A 26,932-nucleotide genomic window follows, 5' to 3' on the forward strand; every position below is an offset into this window, starting at 1 on the left:
AGGTTACACACCGCGCCTGTGCGAGTGCGCGGCAATGGGTGTTTCCCGCGCGGTGCCACCGGGCAACGCGGCGAGCAGCGACTTCGTGTAGTCGTGTTTCGGGTCCAGCAGGACCTCCTCCACGGTACCCACTTCCACCAGCTCCCCGCGATACATCACGGCGACCCGGTCGGCGATGTTCCAGGCCAGTCCGAGGTCGTGGGTGATCACCAGCCCGGCGAGACCCAGTTCACGCCGCAGGCGCAGCAGCAGCGCGAGGATCTCCCCCCGCACCGACGCGTCGAGTGACGCCACCGGTTCGTCCGCCACGATCACGCCGGGGTCCAGCGCGAGCGCGCCCGCGATGACGACCCGCTGCCGCTGCCCGCCGGACAGCTCGTGCGGGAGCCGGTCGAGGAACTTCTCCGCAGGCCGCAGTTCGGCCGCTTCCAGTGCCTTGACGACGATCTCGTGCTCGTTCGCGCCCATTCCGTGGATGCGCGGGCCTTCCGCAACGGCCTCGTACACCGTGTGATTCGGGTTCAGCGCGCTCGTCGGGTCCTGCAGCACCAGCTGGACCTGCCGCCGGTACGCCTTGAGCCCGGCGCCACCGAGCGGAACCGGCTTGCCGTCGTACCGCACCGCGCCGGAGTCGGGTTTCTGCAGCCCGAGCAGGGTCCGGGCGAGCGTCGTCTTGCCAGAACCGGACTGGCCGACGAGCGCGACGATCTCGTCCTTCCGCACCTGGAGGCTCACCCCGGCGACGGCGTTGATCCGCTTGCCCGTGCGGTCGCGGAAGCTGACGCGCAGATCCTCGGCCTCCAACAGCGCCGGCTGGTCACCGGTGCGTTCGGGCTCCGGTGGCAACGGCGTGCTGGTCGCGGGCGCGAACCGGGACGCAGGGTCGCCGACGGTCGGGAAAGCGGCCGCCAGCGCCTTGCTGTGCTCGTGGTGCGGCGCGCTCATCAACTCCGCGCTCGGCCGCTCCTCGACGATCTCGCCGTCGTACATCACCGCGATCCGGCGACAGGTCGCGGCGAGTACCGACAGATCGTGACTGATCATGATCAGCCCGATCCCCTGCTCGGTGACCAGCCTGCCCAGCAGGTCGAGCACCTGAGCCTGGACGACGACGTCGAGCGCGGTCGTCGGCTCGTCCGCGATGATCAGCCGCGGCGAACAGGCCAGCGCCATCGCGATCATGACGCGTTGCTTCTGCCCACCGGACAGTTCGTGCGGGTAGGCCCCGGCACGGCCGGGTGGCAGGTCGACCTGTTCGAGCAGCTCGGAGACCTTGGCCTGGATCTCGCCGTCCGAAAGCGCCTTGCCGCCGGGCGGGTGCAGGCGGATCGGCTCCGCGATCTGCTCGCCGATCTTCCGCACCGGGTTGAGCGCGTGCATCGCGCCCTGGAACACGACCGAGGCCTCGGCCCAGCGCACCGCGCGCAGCCTGCCCCATTTCATGGCCGTGACGTCTTCGCCGTCCAGCAGGATCTCCCCGCTGACCTTCGCCGACCGCGGGAGCAGCCGCAGCACACTCATCGCGACCGTCGACTTCCCCGATCCCGACTCCCCCGCGACCCCGAGGGTGTCGCCGGCTTCGAGGACAAGGTCGACGCCGCGGACGGCGGCGACCTCACCGCCTCCGGTGGCGTAGGTGACGCCGAGGTTCTTCAGTTCCAGCAAGGGGCTCATGAGTGCTGTCCCTTCAGGCGCGGGTTCAGCACGGTCTCCAGCGCGCGTCCGACGAGGGTGAAGGCGAGGACGACCACGACGATCGCGACACCCGGCGGCAGCAGGTTCCACCAGGCACCCTTGCTGATCGCGCCGTTGTTCAACGCGGTCTGCAGCATGGCTCCCCAGGAGACGGTGTTCGGGTTGCCGACGCCGAGGAACGCCAGCGTCGCGTCCGCGATGACCGCGTTGCCCACGACGAGCGTGGTGTTGGCCAGCACGAGCGGCATGACGCCGGGAAGGACGTGCTTGCCGACGATGTGCAGGTGACCGCCGCCGAGTGCCTTCGCGCGCTCGATGTACGGGCGGCCCTCGATCGTGAGGGTCTGCGCGCGGACCAGGCGCGCGGTGCTGGGCCAGGCGGTGACGCCGATGGCGATGATCACCGTCATCGTGCCCTGGTCCAGCACCGAGGCGAGCGCCACGGCGAGGACGAGCGACGGCAGCACCAGGAAGAAGTCCGTGAACCGCAGCAGCAGCCCGGACAGCCAGCCGCCGAAATGCGCGGCCGCGATCCCGATGAGGGTGCCGATCAGCACCGAGAGGAACGCCGCCGAGAAACCGGTGAGCAGCGAGATCCGCGCACCCCAGAACGTCATCAGCAGCACCGAACGGCCGTCGATGTCGGTGCCCAGCCAGAACTCCCCGCTGGGTGACTCCAGCGAACCGCCCTGGGCCTTGGTGACGTCGAGTCCGGATTCGTCCGAGATCACCGGCGCGAGGATGGCCAGCACCGTGATGACACCGAGGAAGGCCAGCCCGAAGACGCCCGCCTTGTTCGTCGTGAACTCGTGCCAGCGTTTCGCCACGGCCTCGCGGCGGCGGCGCCAGACGATCGAACCGGGTTTTTCCGCAGTGGTCATGCCGTCCGCACCCTGGGGTCGAGCACGCGGTAGAGCAACTCCGCGAGCAGGTTCATCAGCACCACCGCACCCGCGAGGGTGACGAAGACTCCTTGCAGGACAGGTAGATCAGGTCCGCGGAGCGCTTCGTAGAGCAGCTGCCCGAGCCCCGGCCAGCTGAACACGGCCTCGACCGAGACCGCACCCGAGACCACCATGCCGAACTGCATGAAGACCAGCGTCACCGTCGGCAGCAGGGCGTTGGGCACGGCGTGCCGCTTGCGGACGAGGTCGTCACGCAGGCCCTTGGCCCGCGCGGTGGTGAGGTAGTCCGAGTTCATCTCACCGATCAGGGACGAACGCATGACCAGCATGTACTGCGCGTAGAACACCACCAGCAGGGTCACGCATGGCAGCACCAGATGGTGGAGCACGTCGAGCCCTTCACTGAAGAAGCCCGGCGCGACATCCGGGGAATGCATGCCCCGGCTGGGAAAGAGTCCGTTGGTGGCCACCAGGAGCATCAGGCCGAGCCAGAACTGCGGCACCGACCACAGGGTCAGCGCGAGTCCTGTTTGGACCTTGTCGAACCTGCTCCCCCGGCGCCAGCCCGCGCGGATGCCGAGCCACAGGCCGAGCGCGACCGCGAGCACTGTCGCACTGCCGACGAGCAGGATCGTCGGCCACAACCGCTCGCCGACCATGTCCATGACCGGGCGCCGCTGCAGGTACGAGACCCCCATGTCGCCCTGGAGCAGGCCGGTGAGGTAGTCCCAGAACTGCTGCAGCAGCGGCTTGTCCACGCCCATCTGCGCCCGGAGCTCCGCCATCATCTTCGGATCGGTCGGCCGGTCGCGGACCATGAACCGCACGGGATCGCCGGGCAGCGTCCGGAACAGGAAGAACCCCAGCACGACGACGAGCGCGAGGCTCGCCAGCGCGCCGCCGATCTTGGAGAGCACGAACCGGGCGGTGCCGGTCCCGCCCCGGCGCTCGTCGGGATCGCCGAGCGCTGGGGGCTTTTCGAGGGAACTGAGTGCTTCGGTCAACGCGGTCCTTCTGATTTCGTCGGTGAACCCGCGTCCGCGAGCGGCCAGCCAGACTGGTTCACGCGTTGTGTCCCTTTCTCGGAGTAGATCTCAGCTCCGCCGACAGCTGCTTACTCCCGGTCGTCGGCCGACTTGCCGCGCCGCCCGAGCAGCACCCCGCCGCCGACGAGCACCACGAGCACGACCACGCCGATGCCGATCCACAATCCGGTGTTGCTGCTTTCCTCGGCGCCCGCCGCGGCGGCGTCGGCCGGAGTGGCGCCGTAGACGCCCCAGTAGCCGGACTGTTCGAGGATCGCGCCGTCGGGCTGCGGCTGCTTGGTGAACGAGGAGAACTTGTCCGAGCGGTAGGCCTCGAGCACGTTGTCGTAGTCCAGGACGACGTCGACGTACTCACCCGCCAGCACCGCCTGCGCCTGCTTGACGAGTTCGGCGCGCTTCGCCGGGTCGAACTCGGTCAGCTGCTTCTTGTACAGGTCTTCGTAGCGCGAGTCGCAGAAGAACGTCGCCGAGCTGCCGCCGTTGCCCTCCGCGTTCGGGCGGCCGGCGCAGGTGTTCAGGCTGAGGGCGTAGTCCGGGTCGGGTGAGGTGCCGTAGCCGGAGATCGCGAGGTCGTAATTGCCCGCGGTGGTGCGGTCGTCCAGTTCGTCGTCGGAGACGAGCTCCTGCTTGACACCGATGCCGACGTCCTTGAGCCAACCGCTGACGAACTGCGCGGTGCGCTGGTCGAACGGCCGGTTCGCGTGACCGGCGAGCCGGAACTCCAGCTTCGCGCCGCCGGGGGCGACGCGGATGCCGTCCGCACCCTTGGCGTAGCCGGCCTGATCGAGGGTGGCGTTCGCGGCCGCGATGTCGAACTTGGTCTTCTCGGCGTCCGACGGGCTCCAGGTGTAGGCCTTGTAGATCGCCGGAACGACACCGGTCCCCGGCTGGCCGTACCCGTTCATCACCTTGTCCACGATGGTCTTGGTGTCGATGGCCTGCGCGATCGCCTTGCGGACGCGGAGGTCCTTCAGGATCGGGTTGCCGTCACCGATCGGCTGGTCGAGGACGTTCTTGACGCCGAAGTTGATGATGAGCTCGTTGTACCGGCGGCCCGGCGCCTTGTTCGTGGTGATGTTCTTCTCGCCCTTGAGCGCGTCGAACTGCGTCGGCGTGAGCCGGTTGATGACGTCGACCTCGCCCTGCTTCAGCGCGTTGACCGCGGCCTCGGCGTCCTTGAACTGCAACAGTTGCAGCTCGTCGACCTTGGGCGCCCCACGCCAGTAGTCCTTGTTCGCCTTGAACTTCACGAATTCGTTCTTCTTGTACTCGGTCAGCAGATACGGTCCGCTGCCGACGCCGACCACGGCCATGTCGTCGGTCGAGGGGGCGTTGAGATCCTTGATCGGCTCCCAGATGTGCTTGGGCACGATCGGGACGTCGAGCGAGGTCATGCTCGACTGCGGGGCCTTGGTCTTGATGACCAGCGTCTTGTCGTCGGGTGCCGACACCGAGGCGAAGTTGGTCACGTAGCTGCCGTTCGCGGTGCGGGCGTTCTCGTCGTCGAGCATCCGCTGGAAGGTGTACGCGGGGTCCTGCGCGGTGATCGGCTTGCCGTCGGACCACTTCATCCCCTGGCGGATGGTGAAGGTCCAGGTGAGCTTGTCGTCGGAGGTCTTCCACGACTCCGCGATCCCGCCCGTGGGCTGGGTGTCCTCGGCCGAGGGCAGGGTCAGGAACTCGTAGTTGAACCGGCCGACCTGCGTCGACGCCGCCAGCTGGGCGGTGAAGGGGTTCAGGTGGTCGATGCCGGTCGTGAGCGCCACCCGGAGCACCTTGCCCTGTTGCTGCGCCGACGCGGCGGGCACGAAAGGCACCGTCGCGACCGCCGAAGCGGCGAGGACCGCGACCACGCGAAGACCGCGCCGTCGCTTCGGAAAACGCTCTGTGCGCACGAAGACCACCCCATCGAAACTCGCTGTAACCCAACCCCCGAGGCGGAAAAGTAACCACATGTCGCGGTAACCGCGCAATGACTCGCCAATACCGATCGTGCACAGCGGATGTCGTCGCGTGGTCGGCAGCTACTTTACGTCTCATCGACGTTGCGCTGTGTCACCATTTCGGCGCGCGAACGGGCAACACGTGCAGTGTCCTGGGTATTCAAGGGAAGCGGGCTTGCAAAAGCCTTGCGCGCGATGATGCCCAATCGATACGTGCGACGAAGTGAGAGCAAAGCGTTTCGTCCTCTGAATGCGGTAGTTGCACACGCAAGTACCGCATTCAGAGGACGAAACGCGAGGCGTCAGCCGACCGGGACCTCACGCCGCCGCGCGGTGGCCGCGGCCGCGTAGAGCCACGCGAACAGCGCCCACATACCGGCGAAGATGAGCCCCACGGTCACGTAAGCGACAGTCCACAGCACGGCGGGTGTGTCCGACTTCCGCTCCCGTTGCAGGAACTCGATCTCCGACATGAACGGGCGCGTGCCGGACTTCGCGTCGATCGACGGCGCGTTCGCGGCCGGGTCGGCGGGCGCGTAGATCGGGGCGAGCCCCATCACCCGGTTCGGGACGTGCACGCGGATCCCCGTCTTCCACTGGCCGAACACCGGCAACGGCTGGGCGGTGCGGTACACCCCGTCGCCGATCTTCTCCAGCGGCGCGGTGAAGAAGTCGCCGCCCTGCCAAGCGAAACCGTTGAGCCACACGGCATCGTCGGCCAGGTCGGGCCGCGAGATCGTCACGGTCGCGTCGACCCAGCGGGGTGTGCCGCCGCCGTGCGGATTCGAGATCGGCAGCCCGGTCGCGGCCTCGGTCAGCCGGACGTCGGCGGTGAACCCCGGTTCCGGATCCTGCGGGACGGCGACCGCCGACATCAGGGCGACCGCGCCCAGCGCGCCGACGAGTCCGACGGCGTGCCGGGGCCCCGCCGCGGGCACCCGCGTCGCCGTCTCTTCCACTCGCTGGTACTGCCAGACACCGATGAACGCACCCGCGAGCGCCGCGCCGGTCCCGAACAGGACGAACAGCGGCAGATGGGCGGCGGGCCACGGGTTCGGCATCAGCCAGTGGGTGAACGCCGCCTCGGCGAGCATCCCGGCGGTCCCCACGAGCAGACCGGCGACAGCGGCGAACGTGTAGCCCTGCCGGTTGCGCATCGCGAGGGCGACGACCTCGATGATCACCGCTTCGGCGACGTACGGCAGCAGCGAGGCCACGTGCAGGTCCGCGAACAGCGGGATGACGGCGAACGAAGCACGGGACGCGAGGAAGACCACGAGCACGATCAGCGCGCCGCCCGGCCCCCAGGACAGCCGCCCGTAGGTCAGCGTCCACGCGCCGATCAGACCGACGAGCACGACCTGCGACAGCATCGGGAACTGTGGGACGCCGAGGTCGAACTCCATGAGGAACGCCGAAGCACCCATCATCCAGGCACCGGCGAGCACCGGGCCGAGCAGGCGCACGACCGGCCCGGTCGCGCCGACCTGTCGGGCCTCGCCGAGCAGCAGTTGCAGGCCCAGCACGACACAGACGCCGCCGCCGATCATCAGGACGTGCGTCGGTCCCCATTCGGTGACGTCCTGGCCGAACAGGCGATGCCACACGTCGTCGAGCGGGAAGCCCGCGATGCCGACCAGGCCGGTCGCCATCATCTGGATGGACCCCATCGGCGCCCGCCAGTGCGGGCCGATCTTGAACGTGCGCTTGGGCAGGTCCTTCGTCGCGAGGGTCGCGCTGAGCACGCCGCTGGCGAAGATGCCCATCAGTCCGAAGTAGATCGGGTAATGCGAAGGGTTCGCGAGCGGGCCTTCGTCGCGGCCGAGTTCCATGTGGATCGGCACGTCCCAGTAGACGCCGATCAGCGCCGACATCCCGGAGAGGAAGGCGACGAACATCGGCAGCGCCGCCCAGCGCGGCAGACCGCTGAACCCGCCCATCCAGTCGGCGACGCGGCCGAAGACCGTCCGCTTCCCCGCGCGCTCGCGGAGCACGAAAAGGGCCAAGGGCAGGAAGACCGCGGTGAACATCAGGCCCGCGATGACGATCTGCCCGAATTGCGCGCCGCCGGCAGGCGGGCTCTCCTGAGCCATGAACACCGTGCTCGCCTTCCTGCTAACCTGAGTAACTGTTACCTTGGGGTAACACGATAGGCGCAAGGTCCCGGCCGGGCAAGCCGGGGCGTACGACTTGGAGGCACCTCGATGCGGAGGATCGGCGGGATCCGCGGGATCACCGTGGCCGCACTGCTGGCCGTGACCGGCTGTTCGGGAACGACCGGTTCCGAACAGGCGCCGGGCGCCGGCACCCGGACCGTCAAGTTCTCGATCACCGAGGGCAAGCGCACGGCGGGGCCGGAAGAGGTCGCGGTGCGCACGGGCGAGAACGTCGCGCTCGAAGTCACGTCGGACCAGCCGGACGAACTGCACGTCCACGGCTACGACAAGGCCGCCCAGCTGTCTCCCGGGGTTCCGGGGACGGTCGCCTTCACCGCGAACATCGACGGGATCTTCGAGGTGGAACTGCACAAGAGCGGCGCGGCGGTGACCAAGCTCCGGGTGAGCGGATGATCCTGGCGCACGGTCTCGGCGGCCGGTCCGATCTGCCGGTCCCGCTGTGGCTCGCGCTCTACGCGGGAGCGGCGGCCGTCGTGGTCTCCTTCTTCGCGCTCACCGTGCTTTGGAAGAAGCCCAAACTCCGCGGCGCCGACGCCGGCCGCCCCCTTCCCGAGGTCCTGCAACGGTTCGCCGATGGTGGGTTCTCGCGGATCGCGGCGCGCGTACTCGGCTTGGCGCTGTTCGCGGGCTTCCTCGCGATGGCATGGGCAGGCCCGGACAACTCGGCCGGCAACCCGGCTCCGGCGTGGTTCTACGTCTGGTTCTGGGTCGGGCTGGTCCCGCTTTCGCTCCTGCTCGGCCCGGTCTGGCCGCGGTTGAATCCACTGAGGACGATCGCGGCACTGATCCCCGCGCGACGGCGCGAACTCCCGGATCGACTGGGTTACCTGCCCGCGATCGTCGGCCTCCTGGCGTTTCTTTGGCTGGAACTGGTGTTTCCGCATTCGGACTCGCCCAGGGCGATCGCTCTTTTCGCCACCGTGTATGCCGTTATACACATCGCTCTCGGGGCGGTGTTCGGTCCGCGCTGGTTCGACCGCGGCGACGCTTTCGAGGTCTATGCGCGCCTGATCGCGGCCCTCTCCCCTTTCGGGAGGCGGACAGATGGGCGCCTGGTGATCCGGAATCCGCTGGACGGCCTGCTCACCGTCTCCCCCGCGCCTTGGCTGACCGCGCTGGTGCTGGTGGTGCTCGGCTCGACGGCGTTCGACGGCCTCACCCGGCTTCCGTTCTGGACGTCGCTGGACGCGGGCGTCTTCGGCGGCACCGCCGGGCTCGCGGTCTGTATCGCGCTCACCTACGGCGCCTACGCGGGCGCCATCAGCCTGACCAGGCCGTATCTGCGCCGAGGGTTCGACCCGTATCCCGCGTTCGCGCCGTCGTTGATCCCGATCATGGTCGGCTACACGGTCGCGCATTACTTCTCGTTCGCCGTGTTCTCGGGCCAGCAGGGATTCGGCCGCGCGATCGACTACACGGTCGTCTCGGCCGGGGTGATCGCGCTGGTGCAGATCGCCGGGATCGTCGCCGGGCACGTGCTGGCCGTAACCTCGGCGCATGACCGTTCCGTCGGCGTGCTGCGCTCGAACTACGTCAAGGTGGGCCAGTACCCCATGCTGGCGCTGATGATCGGCTACACCGCGCTCGGGATCGCGCTGGTCTCCGGCTCATGACCATCGCGGCGCGGGTGGTGATGATGCACCAGGGCGGCTGGGACGAGATCCTCATCTTCGCCGGCCCCGTGGTGATCATCGGGCTGCTCGTCTACGTCGCGCGCAAGCAGGTCCCGACGACACCCGAAGAAGACGACGATTAGTTTTCGCGCCGCCCCCGTCAGTACGTGTGAGATCGACTCACAGGAGGCTGACGCCATGCGGAAATTGACCTTCGGCATGAACCTGACCGTGGACGGCTACATCGCCGCGCCCGGCGACGACCTCGGCTGGAGCGGCGGTGACGGACCGGACTCGTCACCGAGCGACGAGCTGTTCGGGTGGTGGTCCGACCGGGTGGCGGCGACGGGCCTGGCGCTGTACGGACGCAAGCTGTGGGAGGCGATGAGTTCCCACTGGCCGACCGCCGGCCTGCAGCCCGGCGCCACCCCGGCGGAGACCGAGTTCGCCCGCCGCTGGCGGGACATGCCGAAGGTGGTGTTCTCCTCGACGACCGGCACGGTCGACTGGAACACCCGCCTGGTCACCGGCGACGCGGTCACCGAGATCACCCGGCTCAAGACCGAGGACGCCGGTCCGATGGACATCGGCGGCGCGACGCTCGCCGGGGCGGCCATGCGGGCCGGGCTGATCGACGAGTACGTGCTGGTCACCCATCCGGTCCTGGTGGGCGGCGGCACGCCGTTCTTCACCGCCCTGGACAACTGGGTGAACCTGGCCCTGGTGGAGACACGGACGTTTCCCGGCGGTGTGGTGCTGACCCGATACGAGACAAGGCGCTGAGTGGTCACAGTGCCGGGGGCACGTCCAGCCATGGTTTGCCGGCGGCGTCGAATCCGGTGAGCTCGGCGATCTTCCCGTCGACGACGCGCAGGACAGCGATGGCGAAGAGCCGGTACTCCGGATCGCCGGGGGTGCGCAGGTAGAGCGCGGCGGCCGGCATGCGGTTGACCGTCGTGGTGATACCGCGCCAGTCGTCGTGGCCGCGCTGGAAGAGCCCGCCGGAGACCCAGCCGTCCACCGCGTCCTTGGCCGTCCTGACCGCGGTGCCCGAATCGGGCAGCATCGCGAAGCGCAGGTCGGCCCGCAGCAGGGAGATCAGCCCGTCGAGGTCGTTGCGCTCATGGGCCTCGATGTACGACTTCACCACTCCGCGCTCGTCATCCGACAGCTCGTGGGTGGCGGGGCTCCGCCAATCGAGGCGGCTGCCGGGCAGCCGCTCCCGCATCGTCACGCGCGCCCGCTGCAGTGCGCTGGTCACCGACGCGACGGTCACCTCGAGGGCGTCGGCGGCCTTCGACGCCGGCCAGCCGAGGACGTCGCGCAGGATGAACACCGCCCGCTGGCGCGGCGGCAGATGCTGGACGGCGACGATGAACGCCAGCTCGATCGTCTCCCGCACCACCACCGATTCCTGCGGGTCCTCGGGGAGCATCCGGTCGGGGTACGGCTGCAGGTACAGCACCTCGGAGTCCGGCAGCTCGGACGGTGCGGGCGTGCGGTCGTCGCGCTTCTCCAGGAAGTCGAGGCAGACGTTGGTCGCGATCCGGTACAGCCAGGTCCGCAACGTGGCGTGGCCCTTGAAGGACTCCCGCTTGTTCCACGCCCGCAGGAACGTCTCCTGCGTCATGTCCTGGGCGTCCTCGTAGTTCGCGAGCATCCGGTAGCAGTGCACCTGCAGCTCACGCCGGTGGCGCTCCGTGATGAGCGCGAACCGCGCGGTATCGCTGGAGCGGGCCGCCGCGATGAACGTGGCCGCGTCGGCGCGCAGCGCTCCAGCGTCGGTCATCGTCATCAATCCTTCCACTGGATGCGAGGGCTACCGGAACTGACGACGTGGTGGCCCGCCTCAGCCGTCATGACCGGGCCGACCGCCGAGAAGCAGTGCTCCGGCCAGCTCGGTGACCTCGTCCCGGGTACGGCCACCGTGGTCGGCGGCCATGAAGTGCTTGCCGATCAGGAGTGAGAACGCGAGCAGGCAACGGGCCTCGACCTCGTCCTCGTCGGCGAAGATCTCGCGCATGAGGGAACGCAGGTAGTCCATTCGCTGGTTGTCGACCCTCCGGAGCCGCTCGGCCACGGCCGGATCGCGCCGGGCCCAATCCCGGATGGCGAGGTCGATCGGCAGCAGACGATCGCCGGCGAGCAGACCCGCGCGCCGGATCTTCGCCCTGGCGTCACCGCCTGTGCTCTCGACGCTTTCGAAGAGCAGGTCGGTGCTCATCCGCTCCCACGTGGCGAGCATTCCCTCCAATAGCGCCCCCCGGTCGGCGAAATGGCCGTAGAACCCGCCTTTGGTGACTCCCAGGGCTTTCGCGAGCGCCTCGACGCGCACGGCGTCGGGACCTCCGGCGGCGAGAGCGTGCAGCCCCGCGTCGATCCAGGCGCTCGGCGGGGTCCGGGTTGCGGCGGCCATGGGATCACCGTATCTCCCGTCACTCCGGCACCACTAGGACGATATATACGCTACCGTATAGATGGCGGAAGTCCACTGGGAGGAACAACGACGATGACTGTCGGATTCGTGGCCACGCATTACCCGCACACCGATCACCACGACGAATTCGTCGCGCGAGTCCGGCGAGTCGCCGACGTCTTGCGCTGCACGCCGGGCTGTCTCGCCGCCGAATGCCGGGTCACCACCGCGGGTGACGCCGTGGTGTCGATCGTGCGCCGGGAATCCGAGGCGGCCCAGGCGGCCTCGATGCAAGCTCTGGGGTTGGCGGACGTGGACGTCGCCTTCGACGACCGCGAGGTCCGTCCGCGCGAGATCGTCCAGTTGGTGTCGGCATGAAGCTCGCGAACACGGCCCACACCACACGTTCGTGGCGGATCCACGAAATCGCCGGGGACTTCGACCTCGAAGACGTCTGGGCGCTCGGAACACCCGGCGGGCCGGACGATTTCGGCAAGCTGGTGGTGCAGTTCTCGTCGGGGAATTTCCCGGACGGGGCGCCACCCCCCGTCCGGGCACTGTGGGCGCTGCGCTGGAAGCTCGGTCGCCTACTGGGGCTGGACAAACGGAATTCCGGCCTCGACACCCGAGTGGGATCGCTCCGCGGCAAGCTGCCGGAAGACCTTCGCGGCACACCCACCGGCCCGGACGAGGACTGGCTTCCGTTCACCCCGCTCTACCGGCTCGACGACGAATTCGCCGCCGAAATGGCGAACCGGACCATGCACGGCGTCCTGCACATCGCCTGGGTCGAAGACGGGCGTGGCGGGTATCGCGGTCAGATGGCGGTGCTGGTCAAACCCAACGGGTTGTTCGGCCGGGTGTACATGGAATTCATCAAGCCGTTCCGGTACCTGATCATCTATCCGGCGCTCATGCGGATGATCGCGCGGGAATGGACGAGCCACTCCTGAGACCAGCCTCGTGAGTGGTAAGGACGGTTAGAACCGTCCTTACCACTCACGAGGAAGTGGCGCGACGACTGCTCCGTACCAGCGTCATGTCCTTCTCCCGCACCGGTTCGCGGCAGTGCGCGCATACGGTCTCCGGGGCGAGGACCTCGCCGCACGAATGCCGCCACACCGTCGGCGGCGGCCCCTCCGTGACGTGCGCGTCGCCCCAAGCCATGAGGTTCAGCAGCACGTGATTGAGGGCGTGCCCGGCCTCGGTGAGCACGTACTCGTAGCGCGGCGGATGCTCCTCGTAGAGCCGCTTTTCGAGGATTCCCGTCTCGACGAGCTTCCGCAGCCGCGCGGTCAGGATGTCCCGGCTCGCCCCCGTGTTGCGGACGATCTGGTCGAACCGCCGCGCACCGAAGAACACTTCGCGCAGCGCGAGCAGGCTCCAGCGCTCCCCGATCACCTCCATCGCGTTGGCGATCGAGCAGTCCCTCGGTCCTTCGGTCATGCGACCAGCGTAAACCCAGTGAGTCTTGATTTCCAACCCACTCGATGCCACAGTGAGTTGGAGATACCAACTCACCCCTGGAGGCAGCCGTGCACGACGCGGTCATCGTCGACGCCGTCCGTACCCCGATCGGCAAGGGCAAACCCGGTGGCGCCCTGCACGGGGTCCATCCGGTCCAGCTGCTCGCCCATACGCTGCAGGCTCTCGTCCGACGCAACGGCCTCGATCCGGAGCTGATCGACGACGTCATCGGCGGCGCGGTCGACCAGGTCGGCGAACAGGCCCAGAACGTCACACGGTGGGCGGCGCTCGCGGCCGGGCTGCCGGAAACCGTGCCGGCGACCACCGTCGACAGGCAGTGCGGAAGCAGTCAGCAGGCCGTTCACTTCGCCGCGCAGGGCGTGATGGCCGGCGCGTACGACGTCGTCATCGCCTGCGGCGTCGAGTCCATGAGCCGCGTCCCGATGTGGTCGAACGTCCTCCCGGGCACCGATCCGCTCGGCCCGGGCGTCGCCGCCCGCTACCCGGAAGGCCTGGTGCCCCAAGGGATCAGTGCCGAACTCATCGCCGCGAAGTGGTCGCTCAGCCGCCAGGCCATGGACGAGTTCGCGATGTCCTCGCACCAGAAGGCGGCCAGGGCGCACCAACTCGGGCGGTTCGCGAGCCAGATCGTGCCGATCGAGACACCGTCGGGCCGGGTGTCCACCGACGAGTCCGTCCGGCCGGGGACCGACCTCGAAACGCTCGCCAAGCTGCGCCCGGCGTTCCAGGATCCGGCTGTCGCCGCGCGTTTCCCGCAGATCGACTGGTCGGTGACCGCTGGCAACAGCAGCCCGATCAACGACGGCGCCTCCGCCCTGCTCATCACCTCCAGCGCGACCGCGGCCCGGCTGGGCCTCCGCCCGCGCGCCCGCCTGCACAGCTTCGCCGTCACCGGATCCGACCCGCTGCTCATGCTCACCGGGGTCATCCCGGCGACCGAGAAGGTGCTGCGGCGTGCGGGGCTGAGCCTGGCGGACATCGACCTCTTCGAGATCAACGAAGCGTTCGCCAGTGTCGTACTGGCGTGGCAACAGGAAACCGGGGCCGACCCGGCCAAGGTCAACGTCCACGGCGGCGCGATCGCGCTGGGCCATCCGCTCGGCGCGAGCGGGACCCGCCTGATGGGCACCCTGGTCAACGCGCTGCACCACCACGGCGCCCGGTACGGCCTGCAGGCGATGTGCGAAGGCGGCGGCCAGGCCAACGCGACAATCCTGGAGGCGTTGTGACCGGCAGGCTCCCCAAGAAGCTGGCGGATCATCCGTCGGTGCGGGCGGTACTCGCCAAACCGCGGGACAAGCCGTCCCCGGTGATCGACGCCGCCTGGCTCAAGGAGATCTGTCTCGCCGCCGGCGCCGACGACGCGGCCGCGGTCTCGCTCGACCATCCTGATCTGGCGGGCGAACGCGAGCACGTCGAGCGCGCCCTTCCCGGCACGAAGACCCTCGTCTCGCTCGTGGTGCGGATGAACCGCGACGACGTCCGCTCCCCCGCCCGCAGCGTCGCCAACCAGGAGTTCCATCGCGCCGGAGAGATCATCAACGAGGCCGGACACAAGATCGTCCGGACGCTGCAGGACGCCGGATACCGCGCGATCAACCCGTCCGCGACGTTCCCGATGGAGATGGAGCACTATCCCGGCCGGATCTGGGTCGTCGCGCACAAGACTGTCGCCGTCGCGGCCGGTCTCGGCGCCATGGGACTGCATCGCAACGTCATCCACCCGAAGTTCGGCAACTTCGTGCTCCTCGCGACGTTGCTCGTCGATGCCGAGGTGTCCACCTACGGCGAGGCTCTCGACTATAACCCTTGCCTGGAGTGCAAGCTGTGCGTCGCCGCCTGTCCCATCGGGGCGATCTCGAAGACCGGCGAATTCGACTTCCTCGCCTGTTCGACGCACAACTACCGTGAGTTCATGAGCGGCTTCACCGACTGGGCGCAGACCGTGGCCGACAGCGAGGACGCCGCCGACTTCCGGTCCAGGGTGACCGACTCGGAGAACGTGTCGATGTGGCAGAGCCTCGCGTTCAAGCCGAACTACAAGGCCGCGTACTGCATGGCGGTCTGTCCGGCGGGCGAAGACGTGCTCGGCCCGTACCTCGAAGATCGGCGCGGCTTTCTCGGAAACGTCGTGAAGCCGTTGCAGGACAAAGTGGAGACGCTGTACGTGCGAGAAGGATCGGCAGCGAAGGCCTACGCCGAACGCCGTTTCCCCCACAAGCCGGTGAAGGAGGTCGACGGCGGCTACCCGCGACGGTAGGGCCGTCCCTACCCCGCGTCCGGGGGCCTGTCCCTGTCCGATGACGGCCGGCCTCGCGGCAAAGCCTGGGGAGGACCTTCCGTATGATCGCGACCGAGCTGGCGTTCTCGTCGCTCCGCCGTCGTACCACCGGATTCATCGCGAGCTTCGTCGCGCTGTTCTTCGGCGCCACGATCCTGATGACATTCACGTCCCTTTTGGACACTCGCACCGCCGCTGGGCCGGAGACCGCGAAGACGCTGCTGATCATGGCGGGCGTCGTCGGTGGCTGGGGCCTGGTGATCGTCCTGTTCGCGACGCTTTCGACGCTCTCACTACTGATCCGGCAACGCGCCCCGGAGATGGCGTTGCTGAAAAGTGTCGGCGCGACACCGGCCGCGTCCCGGCCGGGCTGGAGGCGCGGTTCGGCCCGATCGCGGTCTCGATGGGCACCGACATCACCCTTCTCGCGGCCCTGGCGGCGGGGACGGTCGCCGCGCGGCAGGTGCCCCGACGCGGAGCGGTGGAGGCGATTCGCGAAGCGGGCGTCGATACCTGGCGGACCAGCCCCTCCAGATGGCCGTCGCCGCGATCGTGCTGGCTGCCGGCTCGGCTGCGACGCGCGGGCGTCACCGGTCACCTCACGGTTGCGCACCTTCGGGTCCGAAGCCGCCAGATGGCCGGGGTGCTGGTGCCGATCATCCTGTTCACCGGGATCGCTACCGGGACGCTGCACATGCAGGCCATCGAGAACGCCGCAGTCACCGCACCGGTCGAGATCGCGAGCAGTACCGAGACCCTGAACTACGTCGTCGCCGGCATGATCGCGCTGTTCGCCGCCGTGATGCTGGTGAACACCGTCGCAGGTCCTGCGGCTCGTCGGTACCGAGGGCACCGTCCTGGTGGCGGTCGCGACGATCGGCACCTATCTCGCCATCGTCGCCGTCGCGGTGACCCTGACGCTCGGTTCACACCTGGGCGCGGCGGCGAAGGCGATGCGCACCCCGGCGATCCGAGCGGGTATCCGCGGCTGAAGACCTGTCACATCTCCGATCCCCCACGCGTCAGGGTTACGACTGATCGATGAAGGATGGGGACCGTGGACGAACACGACTGGTTGGCACGGCGCTTCGAAGGGCACCGGACGCATCTGAGGGCGGTGGCGTACCGGATGCTCGGTTCGCTGAGCGAAGCGGACGACGCCGTGCAGGAGGCCTGGCTGCGGCTGAGCCGGTCGGACTCCGGCGACGTGGACAACCTCGCCGGATGGTTGACCACCGTCGTCGGCCGGATCTGTCTCGACATGCTGCGCTCCCGCAAGTCGCGACCGGAGGAGCCGGTCGGCGCGCAGCTCCCCGACCCGATCATCGGCCGTGAGGGCGGGATCGACCCGGAACACCAAGCACTGCTGGCAGACTCGGTCGGGCTGGCGCTCCTGGTCGTGCTCGACACCCTGGACCCCGCCGAGCGGCTGGCGTTCGTCCTGCACGACATGTTCGCCCTGCCGTTCGACGAGATCGCGCCGATCGTGGGCCGGTCCTCCGCGGCGACCCGGCAGCTAGCCAGCCGCGCGCGCCGCCGTCTGCAGGGCTCGCCGACCGTCCCCGACGCGGATCTGAGCCGTCAGAGGGAAGTCGTCGACGCGTTCTTCGCCGCCGCCCGGGGCGGCAACTTCGACGCGCTGGTTTCGGTGCTCGACCCGGACGTCATCCTGCGCGCCGAGGGTGGCGTGGCTCCGGCGGGGACCTCGCGTTTCGTGCGCGGGGCGGCCACAGTGGCGAGCCAGGCGCTCATGTTCCGCTCGGCGGGCGACGGCGGAGTCCCGCGTCCCGCGCTGGTCAACGGCGCGGCCGGGATGGTGATCACCAAGGACGGCGTCCCGACGACGGTCTTCGCGTTCACCGTCGTGGGCGGCAAGATCGCGGCGATCGACATCCTGGCCGATCCGGACCGCCTGGCCGCGCTGGACTTCGAACCGCTCGGCTGAAATGTCAGGAAAGGGTCGTTCAGGACGGAAAACGTCCTGAACGACCCTTTCCTGACGTGCGCGCTGCCGGGATCAGGAGGTCGGGAAGTTGTCCGCGGTGCGGATGCGGTCCCGGATCCAGACACCGGCGGGCTTCAGCGGCGCCGTACCGGTGAACGAGCTGCCCGAGCAGGTTCCCGGCTTGAACACCGCGCCCGAACGGCTGTCGTCGGAGAAGTTCCAGTTGGTCCAGCTGATCTTCTTCGACGCGAGGAAGTCGAGGTACTTCTGCGAGTTGGTGAAGTCGTTCCCGCCGTCACCGCTGGCGGTCTGGGTGCCGAACTCGGTCACGAACAGCGGGATCTTGCTCGCGGCGCGGCTCAGCGCGTTGAAGTACTCGGTTTTGTGCGACGCGGCGTAGAAGTGGAACGTGTACATGAAGTTGCTGGCGCGCACCGGGTTGTTGATGATGTCGGTCTCGTCGCGGCCGTCGGAGATGCCGAGCGAGCCCCAGCCGTGCGTGCCCACGAGCACGACGCCGTCGGAGTCCTGAGCACGGATGACCGGGATCATCTGCTCCGCGTAACTGCGGACCCGGTCCCAGCTGACGTTGTTGGGCTCGTTGGCGATGTCGTAGATGATGTTGGTCTTGTCCTTGTGCCGCTGGGCGATCTCGGTGAAGAACGTCTTGGCGCGGCTGAGGTTCGCGTTCGGGTCGCCGGGGGTGAGCTGGTGCCAGTCGACCAGGGCGTACATCCCGCGTTTGGTGGCCTCTTCGATGTACCCGTGCACCATGTCGGTGAACTTGCGCGGGTCGGTCTCGTAGCCGCCTTCCTGGATGTACATCGAGATCCGGAGGACGTCGGCCTTCCAGTCGTTGGCCAGCGCGTCGAGTGAAGCGGTCTTCACGCACTGGCTGAACCACTGGATGCCGTGGGTACTCATGCCACGGAGCTGGATCGGCTTGCCTGCGGAGTTGCAGAGCTGGAGACCGCAGACCTTCAGCTGTCCGTTGATCGCCGCCGGACTGCCCGGCGGCAGCGCGGCGGCTGCCTGCGTTGCGGGCTCTGCCGCGGTCTCGGCCGCGGTCTCGGCCGCCGTCGACGTGCTCGCGGTCGCGACCGGGGCCAGCAGTCCGGCGGCCAGTGCGGCCGTCACCCGGAGGCGGATCTTGTCCCAACGCATTCGGCTTCTCCTCTCGCGTCGACGGCACCGACGTTGGCGCGCCGACGGTCAGGGCGGCGGAGTTAAATAAGAAACTTTCCTTACTATTGGAAAGTAAAGGGAAGATTACCCACAGGGTCGACGGACGGTCAAGAGTTCACCGCCGACCGGTCCGACGACCACTGACATGCTCGGAGCATGACGACCATCGTGGCCTTCCACGCCCATCCCGACGACGAAGCCCTGCTGACCGGCGGCCCCCTCGCCCGCGCCGCCGCGGACGGCCACCGTGTCGTCCTCGTCGTCGCCACCATCGGCATGCGGGGCGCGGACGCGTCGCGCCGGGCCGAACCCGAGGCGAGCGCGAAGGTGCTGGGCGTCGCGCGCGTCGTTCATCTCGGCTACGCCGGCAGCGGTCACGGCGCGATCCTCTATCCGGACCCGCCGGACTGGGTCCGCTTCGTCCGCGCGAGCACCGACGAAGCGGCGGCGCGGCTCGTGGCGATCCTGCGCGAAGAGGGGGCTTCGGTCCTATTGAGCTACGACCGCAACGGCGGCTACGGTCACCGCGACCACGTCAAGGTACACGGGGTCGGCAAGCGGGCGACGTCCGTCTACTGGAGGCCACGATCCCCCGCGACGTCGTCGACGCGCTTCTCCGCGCCTACAGCGCCAAGTCCGAGATCACGCACACCTTCGACGTCCGGCGCTTCGCGCGCCAGAAGCAGGCGGCGATCGCCGCCTATTCCTCGCAGGTGAGCGGCAACGGCAGGCTCGCTCCGCTGATGCGCGTGCTCACCCGGATTCCGGCGCCACTCTTCGGCTTCGTGTTCAACCGCGAGTGGTACGTCGACGCGACACCGCGCGGCGGATCCTGGGTCCACTGTGGACAGTGAGTGCCGGAGAGACTTGGGGCAGGTCTCGTGAGTGGTAAGGACGGTTCTAACCGTCCTTACCACTCACGAGGCCGAGCGGCCGCTCACCACCGAGGCGGACCGGCGTCCACGATCTTCTGCGAAAGCTCCAGCGGGTCCAGATGCATCAGCGACTCCATCCACCACGTCATCCCGGCCTGCCCCAGCGCGGGCAGGTCGACCTTGATCGGCTCCTCCCACGCCGGACTCGCGTTCCCGGCGACCGCGACGTCGAAGGGACGGCCCGGCTCCAGCCCGGCGAGGCCGAGCGCACGGTGCGTCTCCGCGATCTCCTCGGCGGTCGGCGTGTGGTCCTCCGGATTCGGGAAGATCCCGTCGCACAACGCCGCCCGCCGGACGACGCGCGGATTGTCGGTGGAGCTCGCCACCCAGATCGGGATCCGGAACGGCTCGGGCGGGGCCTCGGCGAGCGCGACCTGGTAGTGCGCGCCGTCGTGGTCGAAGCGCCTGCCGGACCAGATCGCGCGGATGACGTCGAGACCCTCGTCGAACATCGCCGACCGGGTCAGCAGGTCGGTCTGCTCGCCGAACCGGCTGAAGTCACCGGATTCGTCCGAACCGAGACCGGTGCCGAGGATCAGCCGCCCGCCGGAGAGCCTGCTGACCGTCGACGCGTGCCGCGCCACCACCCACGGCCGCCGCCGGGCGGGCGGGGTGATCATCGGACCGAACAGCAGCCGGCTGGTGGCGTGCGCGATGGCGCCGAGCGTCGTCCACGGATCCGCGATGGGCATGGTGTCCGCGACCACGTGGTCCCACAGGAAGAACCCGTCCCAGCCCGCCGCCTCGGCGCGCACGGCGAGGTCGACGAGCACCCCCGGCTCACCGAACGGGCCGAAAGGCGGCAGATAGACGGCGTGTCGGACCGTGCTGCCGGTCAAGTCGATCATCTCCCCAACGTCATCGTCGAAGTCCCCGGACGGCCGCTTGTTTACGCCGTTCACCCACGTTAGCGTCCCGAGGATGGCGGACGCTGGTGAACGATCGACGAAGTGGCCGGAGCATCGGGGAAGGTTACGCCGGGCGCTGTCCTCGGTGGTCGCCGTCTCACTATGCGCGACACTCTCCGCGGTGAACGCGTCCGCGTCGCAGGACGACGGCTGGTCCCGGGACTTCTACTGGGGCGTCGCGTCGTCGGGCTATCAGTCCGAGGGCAGCGCTCCGGACAGCAACTGGAAGCGGTTCGTGGACCGTTCCGCCGGCAAGGACGGCGTCGACGAATACCGCGACTCCGTGGACTTCCGGCATCGCTACGCCGCCGACATCCGCCTCGCGGCCGGGCTCGGCGTCAACACCTACCGTTTCGGCATCGAGTGGGCTCGCGTCGAGCCCTCGCCAGGACGGTGGGACGAAACCGAACTGGCCTTCTACGACGATGTGTTCCGGCAGGTCCGGGCCGCGGGTATGACCCCGATGATCACGCTCAACCATTGGGTCTACCCGGGCTGGGCGCTCGATCAGGGCGGCTGGGCGGAGACGCGGACGGCCGACGCGTGGCTGGAGTTCAGCCGGAAGATCGTCCAGCGCTATGCCGGTCAGGACGTCCTCTGGGTGACGTTCAACGAGCCGCTCATCTTCCTCAAGAACGAACAGAAGGTCGGGGCGCTGAACGCGACGCGGTACTTCGCGGCGCAGTCCAACATCGTCCAGGCGCACCGGCGCGCCTACGACCTGATCCACGAACTCGATCCGACCTCGAAGGTCACCAGCAACCAGGCCTACATCACCGGCGTCAACGGGATGGCCGACTGGTTCTTCCTCGACCAGGTCAAGGACAAGCTCGACTTCATCGGGATCGACTACTACTACGGCCTGAGCATCGACAACTGGACGGTGTTCGCCGCGGCGACCGACAAGTTCTGGGACGTGAAGCTCCAGCCCGAAGGCATCTACTACGCGCTGCGCGGCTACCACGACCGGTTCCCGCGGATGCCGCTCTACATCGTCGAAAACGGCATGGCGACCGACAACGGGAAGCTCCGCGACGCGGACTACACCCGCGGCGATCATGTCCGCGACACGGTGTACTGGCTCCAGCGAGCCAAGGCCGACGGGATGAACCTCATCGGCTACAACTACTGGAGCCTCACCGACAACTACGAATGGGGCAGCTATCGCGCCCGGTTCGGACTGTACACAGTGGACGCTCTCACCGATCCCGCGCTGACCCGGCGCCCCACGGACGCCGTTCCCGCGTACCAGGCTCTGGTGACGGCGGGTGGCGTGCCGCAGGGCTTCCGGCTCAAGCGCGGTCCGGGGACCTGTTCCCTCGTGGACGGGCTGAACAGCTGCCTCAACCCGGCCAAAGTGGACGGACCGCTCATGCCGCTGAAGTGACCAGCTCCAGTCGTCTGCCCTCGAACGTCCGCCGCATCCGCCGGTCGTGGGTGACGACCACGAGCGCGCCGGCGTACTCCGCGAGCGCCTGCTCCATCTCCTCCACGAGATCCGGGGCGAGATGGTTGGTCGGCTCGTCGAGCAGCAGCAGGTCGGTCCTGGCCGTCACGAGCCTGGCCAGTTCGAGCCTCCGCCGCTGCCCGATGGACAGCTCCCGCACCGGCTTGCGCAGATCCGGCGCCCGAAACAGGCCCAGCGACAGCAACCTCCCGGCCGCCTCGTCCTCGTCACCGTCCCCGGCGAAGACCGCCAGAACGGTTCGAGCGTCGGCGGCGAGTCCGCCATTCTGGTGCAGGAACCCGATCCGGCCCGTCCGCGCCGCCGACCCCGTCGACGGCGCCAGCTCGCCGGCGAGCACCCGCATCAGGGTCGTCTTGCCCGCCCCGTTGGGCCCGGTCACGAGGACCCGTTCGCCCGGCAGCACGCTGAGCGACGTCCGCGGAAGACGGCCGTCGACCGACACGTCGTCCACCTTCACCACGTACTGATCGGCCTCGGTCTCCCCCGCGGCGATCCGCGCGGTGAACCGGAGCGGCTCCGGCGGCGGCGAAACACGGTCCGCCTCGAGCCGCTGGATCCGCTCGCGTGCCGACCGGATCCGGCTCATCGCCCCGTGCGCCCGGGATCGGGCCCGGAACGCGCCGGCCCCGCTGAAGGCCGCCGGGGCCTTGCGCGGGATCGCCGAGAACCGGTCGATATTGACGTCCGCCATCCTTTCGTAACGGGCCTTCTCCAGCCGCCACTCCTCGTACTCACGGACCCATCGGGCCCGCGCGGCCTCCTTCGCCGCGAGGTAACCCGCGTAGCCGTTGCCGTGCCGCTGCACGGTCCGGCGGTCCGCGTCGACCTCGAGAATCGTGCTGGTGACCCGGCTGAGGAACATCCGGTCGTGGGTGATCGCGACTATCCGGCCGCGATGCCCGCGAAGGTGGTTCTCCAGCCAGGCGACGGCTTCGTCGTCGAGATCGTTGGTCGGCTCGTCCAGCAGCAACAGTTCCGGCGAAGCGGCCAGGGTGGCCGCGAGCGCCAGCCGGGACCGCTGACCGCCGGACAGGCTGCCCAGCACGCGGCCGCGATCGAGGCCCGGCTGCCCGAGACCGTGGAGGGCGACCTCCACTCTGGCGTCGGCCTCGTAACCGCCACGGGCTTCGTAGACGGTCATGAGGTCCCCGTAAGCGGCCAGGTCTTCCGCGGTTTCGAGCGCTGTTTCGGCTGCCCGCAGCCTCGACTCGAGGTCCCGGATGTCGGCCAGCGCGAGGTCGATCGCGTCGCCGACCGTGGCGGTGGCGGGCAGCTCCAGCGTCTGCGGGAGATAGCCGATGCCTCCGGGCGCGGTGACGGTCACCGTCCCGTTGTCCGCCCGGTCCCGGCCGGCGATCAGCCTTAGCAACGTGGACTTGCCCGAGCCGTTGTCGCCGATGACGCCCGCCTTCTCCCCCGGTTTGACGGTGAAGGAGACCTGGTCGAGTACGACATGGTCGTCGAAACGTTTGGTGACACCGGAGAGCACGAGTTGTGTTCCGGGATTCTGATGCGGGGTACGCACAGGGGCGTCCTCCTGATTCTCGCAAGGGAAAAAGAGCGCGTGCGGAAGGACGCGGCCCGGCGGAGCGAAGGCTCTACGCCAGGGCCGCGTCGAAGGCGAGAATCACAGAGTGAAGAAAATCCCCATGCCGAAGACGGTAGCGGTGGAACGCGGACGGGCAAAACGAATTAAAGGTTGTGTACGGGTTCACAGAGTGGTCTGTGTCCCCATACCGCGACAGCGGCGCCCCGGTGACCGAGAATCGAAGATGGAGGTTTTCGCGGTCTGAGGGAATGGGGTTCCTCGTGCACGGGTCAAGCGGTCCGATCGCCCGGTTCCGGCGACGGCTCTTCCCTGGTCACAATTCGCTGGCCCGCGGCTCCGACCGGTTCGAAGCCCTGGTGCTCAAGATCGTCATCCTCGCGGCATTGCTCGCCATCCCGGTCGCGGCCACCGTCGGCTCCGCCAACCACGGCAGGCAGGTCGCCGCGGCCGCCGCCGACGCCACCGGACGCCAGACCGCCACCGCGTACCTGCTGACGGCCGCGCCCGTCCGCATCGTCGACAGCGAGAGCGTCGGAACCGACAACTCCACCACCGCGGCGACCTGGACCGACTCGCGCGGCGCGCGGCACACCGGTGGTGTCCTCGCGACGCCGGGCAGCCCCGCCGGATCGGCCGTGCCGATCTGGATCGACGCCCGCGGTGAGCTCACCGCCGCCCCGAGGAACGCGTCGACGGCGGTATTCGATTCCGTGCTCGTGGGACTCTGGCTTTGGTTCGCCGTGGTCGGCGCGCTCGTCCTGTTCCACCGGATCGTCCGGCTGGTGCTCGACCGGCGGCGCGCGGCGGCCTGGGAGCGTGCCTGGGCGGTCTACCCGCGTTCCGGCTCCTGGCCCTGATCCCGGCGGCGAGGGCAAAGCGCCTCGGCTAGGGTGCCCCGCATGCGCATCATGATCTCGGCGGACATGGAGGGCGCCACCGGCGTCACCTGGACCGAGGACGTCATCCCCGGTACCGAGCAGTGGCAGCGATTCCGCCGCCTGTTCACCGGTGACGTCAACGCCACCGTCGCGGGCCTGTTCGACGCCGGCGCCACCGACGTGCTGGTCAACGAGGCGCACTCCTCTCAGCGGAACCTCCTGCTCGAAGACCTCGACGGCCGCGCGCGCATGCTCACCGGCAGGCACAAGCCGCTCTCGATGATGCAAGGCATCGAGACCGGCGTGGACGGCGTCGTCTTCCTCGGCTACCACGCCGGCGCGGGATTCGACGGCGTCCTGTCCCACACGTACCTCGAGAACCAGATCACCGGTGTGTGGCTCGACGACGTCCCCGCCAGCGAAGGCAGGCTGAACGCCGCGATGGCCGCCGAGTACGGCGTCCCGGTGCTCGTCGTCTCCGGTGACGACAAAGCCTGCGACGATGCCCAGGACTACGCGCCGGAGGCCGAACTGGTCACGGTGAAGGAGTGCGTCAGCCGCTACGCCGCGATCTGCCTGCCGCCCGCGAGGACGGCCGAACTGCTGAGCTCGGCCGCCGCGGACGCGATGAACCGGGCGGGCCGGGTCGAGCGATTCACCACGCCCCACCGGATCGAGGTCGAGTTCGACGCGAGCCACCTCGCGCAGGCTGCGGCGGTGATCCCGACGGTGGAACAGATCGGCGTGCGGCGGGTCGGCTTCGACGCGCCGGACATGACCGAAGCGATGAAGGCGTTCAAGATCGTCACGGCGATCGCGGCCGGGGCGGTGCAGGGTATCTATGGCTGAGCTGGAAACGCAGGGCGAACTTCCCGACCGTGTTGCCAACGCGGAACTCGCCCGGCCGCAGGCCCCGCTATCGCGGCGGCAGGGCGCCGTCGGCGACGACGTGCCGAGCAGTGAAAAGGTGCGCCCTGGCGACGCGATCGCGGACGCGGGTTCCCGAAACAACGCTGACCTGGATGTCGTCGAAATCTGCTCGCGGCTGATCCGGTTCGACACCACGAACCGGGGCAACGGGGACTCCGAGGGCGAGCGCGATGCGGCCGAGTACGTGGCATCGCTGCTTTCGGGACTCGGGATCGGCTCGAAGATCATCGAGTCCGCGCCCCGCCGCGCGAACGTGATCGCCCGGGTGCCCGGCACCGACCCGAATCTGCCCGCGCTGCTCGTACAGGGACATCTCGACGTCGTCCCGGCCGACGCCGCCGACTGGTCGGTGGATCCGTTCTCGGGCGAGATCCGCGACGGGTTCCTCTGGGGCCGCGGCGCGGTCGACATGAAGGACTTCTGCGCGATGGTGCTCGCCGCCCTTGCCACGGGTTTCCGGCCGCGGCGGGACATCGTCCTGGCGTTCGTGGCCGACGAGGAGGACAAGGGCGAGTACGGGGCACACTGGCTCGCCGCGACGCACCGGGACCTGTTCGACGGCTGCGCGGCAGCGATCAGCGAGTCGGGCGCGTACACCTACCACGTCCCCGCCGCCGACGGCCGCACCGTGCGGCTCTATCCGGTGGCGACGGCCGAACGCGGCACGGCGCACCTGCGCCTGACCGCCAAGGGCCGCGCGGGCCACGGATCGCGCCCCAACGACGAGAACGCGGTCACCCGGCTGGTCACCGCGCTCGGCAAGGTCGCCGCGCACCGGTGGCCGGTCCAGCTGACACCCACGGTGCAAGCGTTTCTGGAACGCACCGGGGAGGCGCTCGGCGTCCCGATCGATCTGTCCGATGTGGACGGAACGATCGCCCGCCTCGGGCCCGCCGGCGCGCTGGTGGTGCCGACCGTCCGCAACAGCACGACGCCGACCATGCTCGACGCCGGTTACAAGGTGAATGTGATCCCGACTTCGGCCGAGGCCCAGGTGGACGTCCGAGTCCTCCCCGGTACCGAGCCCGACCTGTTCGCCGAGCTCGACGCGATGCTCGGCGAGGGCGTCAGCCGCGAGTTCGTCGCACACCAGCCGCCGGTCCAAGCCCCGGTGGATTCGCCGTGGTTCGACGCGATGGCTGAGGCGCTGCGCTCCGAAGACCCCGAAGCCGTCGTCGTCCCCTACTGCATGGGCGGCGGCACGGACGCGAAGGCGTTCAGCCCGCTCGGGATCGACTGCTACGGCTTCGCTCCGTTGTGGCTGCCGGAAGGCTTCCCGTACCGCGCGATGGCGCACGGGGTGGACGAGCGCGTCCCGGTGGAGGGCCTGCGGTTCGGCACGCGGGTGCTGCGGCATTTCCTCGAGCACTGCTGAGGCACCGCAGCGTCATCTGTGCCGGCGAGCGAAACTGACTGTTCGGTACAGGGCGGGGAGCGGGGCGGTCTCGCGTCTATGAAGGATTTGGGACGTTGAGCCTGGATCCACCGGTGGGTTTGAGTGTTGGTCTTGCTTGCTGTTGTTGATCATGGTGTGGCGGGGTGGGCAGGGTGGGTTGCCGGTCGTCGCATC

General features: G+C 68.7%; 25 protein-coding genes and 1 pseudogene. 15 read left to right on the forward strand and 11 right to left on the reverse strand.

The features are described 5' to 3' along the window. Positions 1-3: 3 nt before the first annotated feature. From nikE to AC0685_RS31835, 5 genes are all read right to left on the reverse strand, one after another. Positions 4-1,674, reverse strand: a complete 1,671-nt coding sequence (nikE, locus tag AC0685_RS31815; protein WP_478228867.1) for a nickel ABC transporter ATP-binding protein NikE — start codon at positions 1,672-1,674, stop codon at positions 4-6. Then, positions 1,671-2,576 carry an ABC transporter permease gene (locus AC0685_RS31820; protein ID WP_478228868.1) on the reverse strand — a complete coding sequence of 302 codons (906 nt, stop codon included), beginning with the start codon at positions 2,574-2,576 and terminating at the stop codon, positions 1,671-1,673. Before AC0685_RS31820 ends, nikE begins: the two co-directional genes overlap by 4 nt. Continuing rightward, on the reverse strand, positions 2,573-3,604 hold the full coding sequence (locus AC0685_RS31825) for an ABC transporter permease (RefSeq protein ID WP_478228869.1): 1,032 nt from the start codon (positions 3,602-3,604) through the stop codon (positions 2,573-2,575). Before AC0685_RS31825 ends, AC0685_RS31820 begins: the two co-directional genes overlap by 4 nt. Positions 3,605-3,714: 110 nt before the next feature. After that, entirely contained in the window at positions 3,715-5,499 is a 1,785-nt protein-coding gene (locus AC0685_RS31830) for an ABC transporter substrate-binding protein (RefSeq protein ID WP_478228892.1), read from the reverse strand. 392 nt (positions 5,500-5,891) lie between these two features. Next, on the reverse strand, positions 5,892-7,682 hold the full coding sequence (locus AC0685_RS31835) for a hypothetical protein (RefSeq protein ID WP_478228870.1): 1,791 nt from the start codon (positions 7,680-7,682) through the stop codon (positions 5,892-5,894). A 111-nt stretch (positions 7,683-7,793) separates the two neighbouring features. Between AC0685_RS31835 and AC0685_RS31840 the strand changes: the two genes are divergently transcribed. The 4 genes from AC0685_RS31840 to AC0685_RS31855 are packed head-to-tail and all read left to right on the forward strand — an operon-like array spanning position 7,794 to position 10,162. After that, positions 7,794-8,159, forward strand: coding sequence for a cupredoxin domain-containing protein (locus tag AC0685_RS31840; RefSeq protein WP_478228871.1), 366 nt, complete (start codon positions 7,794-7,796; stop codon positions 8,157-8,159). Beyond that, the gene (locus AC0685_RS31845; protein ID WP_478228872.1) at positions 8,156-9,379 is read left to right on the forward strand and encodes a hypothetical protein; all 1,224 of its coding nucleotides are present in this window, start codon (positions 8,156-8,158) and stop codon (positions 9,377-9,379) included. The genes AC0685_RS31840 and AC0685_RS31845 overlap by 4 nt, the downstream gene beginning before the upstream one ends. Next, a complete protein-coding gene (locus tag AC0685_RS31850) occupies positions 9,376-9,522 on the forward strand; it encodes a hypothetical protein (RefSeq protein WP_378444531.1) in 147 nt (48 codons plus the stop codon). The genes AC0685_RS31845 and AC0685_RS31850 overlap by 4 nt, the downstream gene beginning before the upstream one ends. Before the next feature lie 55 nt (positions 9,523-9,577). Next, positions 9,578-10,162 (forward strand): dihydrofolate reductase family protein, encoded by a 585-nt coding sequence (locus AC0685_RS31855; protein ID WP_478228873.1) that lies wholly within the window; start codon positions 9,578-9,580, stop codon positions 10,160-10,162. Positions 10,163-10,166: 4 nt separating this feature from the next. Here the strand turns inward: AC0685_RS31855 and AC0685_RS31860 are convergent, their stop codons facing one another. Then, positions 10,167-11,168, reverse strand: coding sequence for an RNA polymerase subunit sigma-70 (locus tag AC0685_RS31860; RefSeq protein ID WP_478228874.1), 1,002 nt, complete (start codon positions 11,166-11,168; stop codon positions 10,167-10,169). Between the two features lie 60 nt (positions 11,169-11,228). Continuing rightward, entirely contained in the window at positions 11,229-11,795 is a 567-nt protein-coding gene (locus AC0685_RS31865; RefSeq protein WP_478228875.1) for a TetR/AcrR family transcriptional regulator, read from the reverse strand. A 93-nt stretch (positions 11,796-11,888) separates the two neighbouring features. Between AC0685_RS31865 and AC0685_RS31870 the strand changes: the two genes are divergently transcribed. Together AC0685_RS31870 and AC0685_RS31875 are read left to right on the forward strand one after the other, a co-directional pair. After that, positions 11,889-12,173, forward strand: coding sequence for an antibiotic biosynthesis monooxygenase family protein (locus tag AC0685_RS31870; protein ID WP_478228876.1), 285 nt, complete (start codon positions 11,889-11,891; stop codon positions 12,171-12,173). After that, positions 12,170-12,748 (forward strand): DUF2867 domain-containing protein, encoded by a 579-nt coding sequence (locus AC0685_RS31875; protein ID WP_478228877.1) that lies wholly within the window; start codon positions 12,170-12,172, stop codon positions 12,746-12,748. Before AC0685_RS31870 ends, AC0685_RS31875 begins: the two co-directional genes overlap by 4 nt. A gap of 46 nt (positions 12,749-12,794) precedes the next feature. On the opposite strand, the gene AC0685_RS31880 is transcribed toward AC0685_RS31875, so the two are convergent. Beyond that, positions 12,795-13,241: a winged helix-turn-helix transcriptional regulator gene (locus AC0685_RS31880; protein ID WP_478228878.1), complete on the reverse strand. Its 447-nt coding sequence runs from the start codon at positions 13,239-13,241 to the stop codon at positions 12,795-12,797. Positions 13,242-13,330: 89 nt separating this feature from the next. Here AC0685_RS31880 and AC0685_RS31885 point away from each other — a divergent pair, with 89 nt between their 5' ends. The 4 genes from AC0685_RS31885 to AC0685_RS31900 all read left to right on the forward strand — a co-directional run bounded on the left by AC0685_RS31885 (position 13,331) and on the right by AC0685_RS31900 (position 17,509). After that, positions 13,331-14,512 (forward strand): thiolase family protein, encoded by a 1,182-nt coding sequence (locus AC0685_RS31885; RefSeq protein WP_478228879.1) that lies wholly within the window; start codon positions 13,331-13,333, stop codon positions 14,510-14,512. Beyond that, positions 14,509-15,543, forward strand: coding sequence for a 4Fe-4S binding protein (locus AC0685_RS31890; RefSeq protein WP_478228880.1), 1,035 nt, complete (start codon positions 14,509-14,511; stop codon positions 15,541-15,543). The genes AC0685_RS31885 and AC0685_RS31890 overlap by 4 nt, the downstream gene beginning before the upstream one ends. 424 nt (positions 15,544-15,967) lie before the next feature. Continuing rightward, positions 15,968-16,609 (forward strand): hypothetical protein, encoded by a 642-nt coding sequence (locus AC0685_RS31895; protein ID WP_478228881.1) that lies wholly within the window; start codon positions 15,968-15,970, stop codon positions 16,607-16,609. Between the two features lie 12 nt (positions 16,610-16,621). Next, positions 16,622-17,509, forward strand: a complete 888-nt coding sequence (locus AC0685_RS31900; RefSeq protein ID WP_478228882.1) for a sigma-70 family RNA polymerase sigma factor — start codon at positions 16,622-16,624, stop codon at positions 17,507-17,509. A 72-nt stretch (positions 17,510-17,581) separates the two neighbouring features. Here the strand turns inward: AC0685_RS31900 and AC0685_RS31905 are convergent, their stop codons facing one another. Further along, positions 17,582-18,673, reverse strand: a complete 1,092-nt coding sequence (locus tag AC0685_RS31905) for a glycoside hydrolase family 5 protein (RefSeq protein ID WP_478228883.1) — start codon at positions 18,671-18,673, stop codon at positions 17,582-17,584. 177 nt (positions 18,674-18,850) lie between these two features. Here AC0685_RS31905 and AC0685_RS31910 point away from each other — a divergent pair. After that, a pseudogene (locus tag AC0685_RS31910) lies at positions 18,851-19,548 on the forward strand (PIG-L deacetylase family protein). Positions 19,549-19,631: 83 nt separating this feature from the next. Here the strand turns inward: AC0685_RS31910 and AC0685_RS31915 are convergent. Then, positions 19,632-20,477 (reverse strand): LLM class flavin-dependent oxidoreductase, encoded by an 846-nt coding sequence (locus tag AC0685_RS31915; RefSeq protein ID WP_478228884.1) that lies wholly within the window; start codon positions 20,475-20,477, stop codon positions 19,632-19,634. A 181-nt stretch (positions 20,478-20,658) separates the two neighbouring features. On the opposite strand from AC0685_RS31915, the gene AC0685_RS31920 reads away from it, so the two are divergent. Further along, positions 20,659-21,924 carry a family 1 glycosylhydrolase gene (locus AC0685_RS31920; RefSeq protein ID WP_478228893.1) on the forward strand — a complete coding sequence of 422 codons (1,266 nt, stop codon included), beginning with the start codon at positions 20,659-20,661 and terminating at the stop codon, positions 21,922-21,924. Here the strand turns inward: AC0685_RS31920 and abc-f are convergent. Continuing rightward, the gene (gene abc-f, locus AC0685_RS31925; RefSeq protein WP_478228885.1) at positions 21,908-23,530 is read right to left on the reverse strand and encodes a ribosomal protection-like ABC-F family protein; all 1,623 of its coding nucleotides are present in this window, start codon (positions 23,528-23,530) and stop codon (positions 21,908-21,910) included. The genes AC0685_RS31920 and abc-f overlap by 17 nt on opposite strands. A 284-nt stretch (positions 23,531-23,814) precedes the next feature. Between abc-f and AC0685_RS31930 the strand changes: the two genes are divergently transcribed. The 3 genes from AC0685_RS31930 to AC0685_RS31940 are packed head-to-tail and all read left to right on the forward strand — an operon-like array spanning position 23,815 to position 26,737. Further along, a complete protein-coding gene (locus AC0685_RS31930) occupies positions 23,815-24,411 on the forward strand; it encodes an Rv1733c family protein (protein WP_478228886.1) in 597 nt (198 codons plus the stop codon). A gap of 42 nt (positions 24,412-24,453) precedes the next feature. After that, on the forward strand, positions 24,454-25,281 hold the full coding sequence (locus AC0685_RS31935; protein ID WP_478228887.1) for a M55 family metallopeptidase: 828 nt from the start codon (positions 24,454-24,456) through the stop codon (positions 25,279-25,281). Then, the gene (locus AC0685_RS31940) at positions 25,274-26,737 is read left to right on the forward strand and encodes a M20/M25/M40 family metallo-hydrolase (RefSeq protein WP_478228888.1); all 1,464 of its coding nucleotides are present in this window, start codon (positions 25,274-25,276) and stop codon (positions 26,735-26,737) included. Before AC0685_RS31935 ends, AC0685_RS31940 begins: the two co-directional genes overlap by 8 nt. Positions 26,738-26,932 lie beyond the last annotated feature (195 nt).

The sequence above is a fragment of the Amycolatopsis sp. NPDC043889 genome (genome assembly GCF_056435645.1).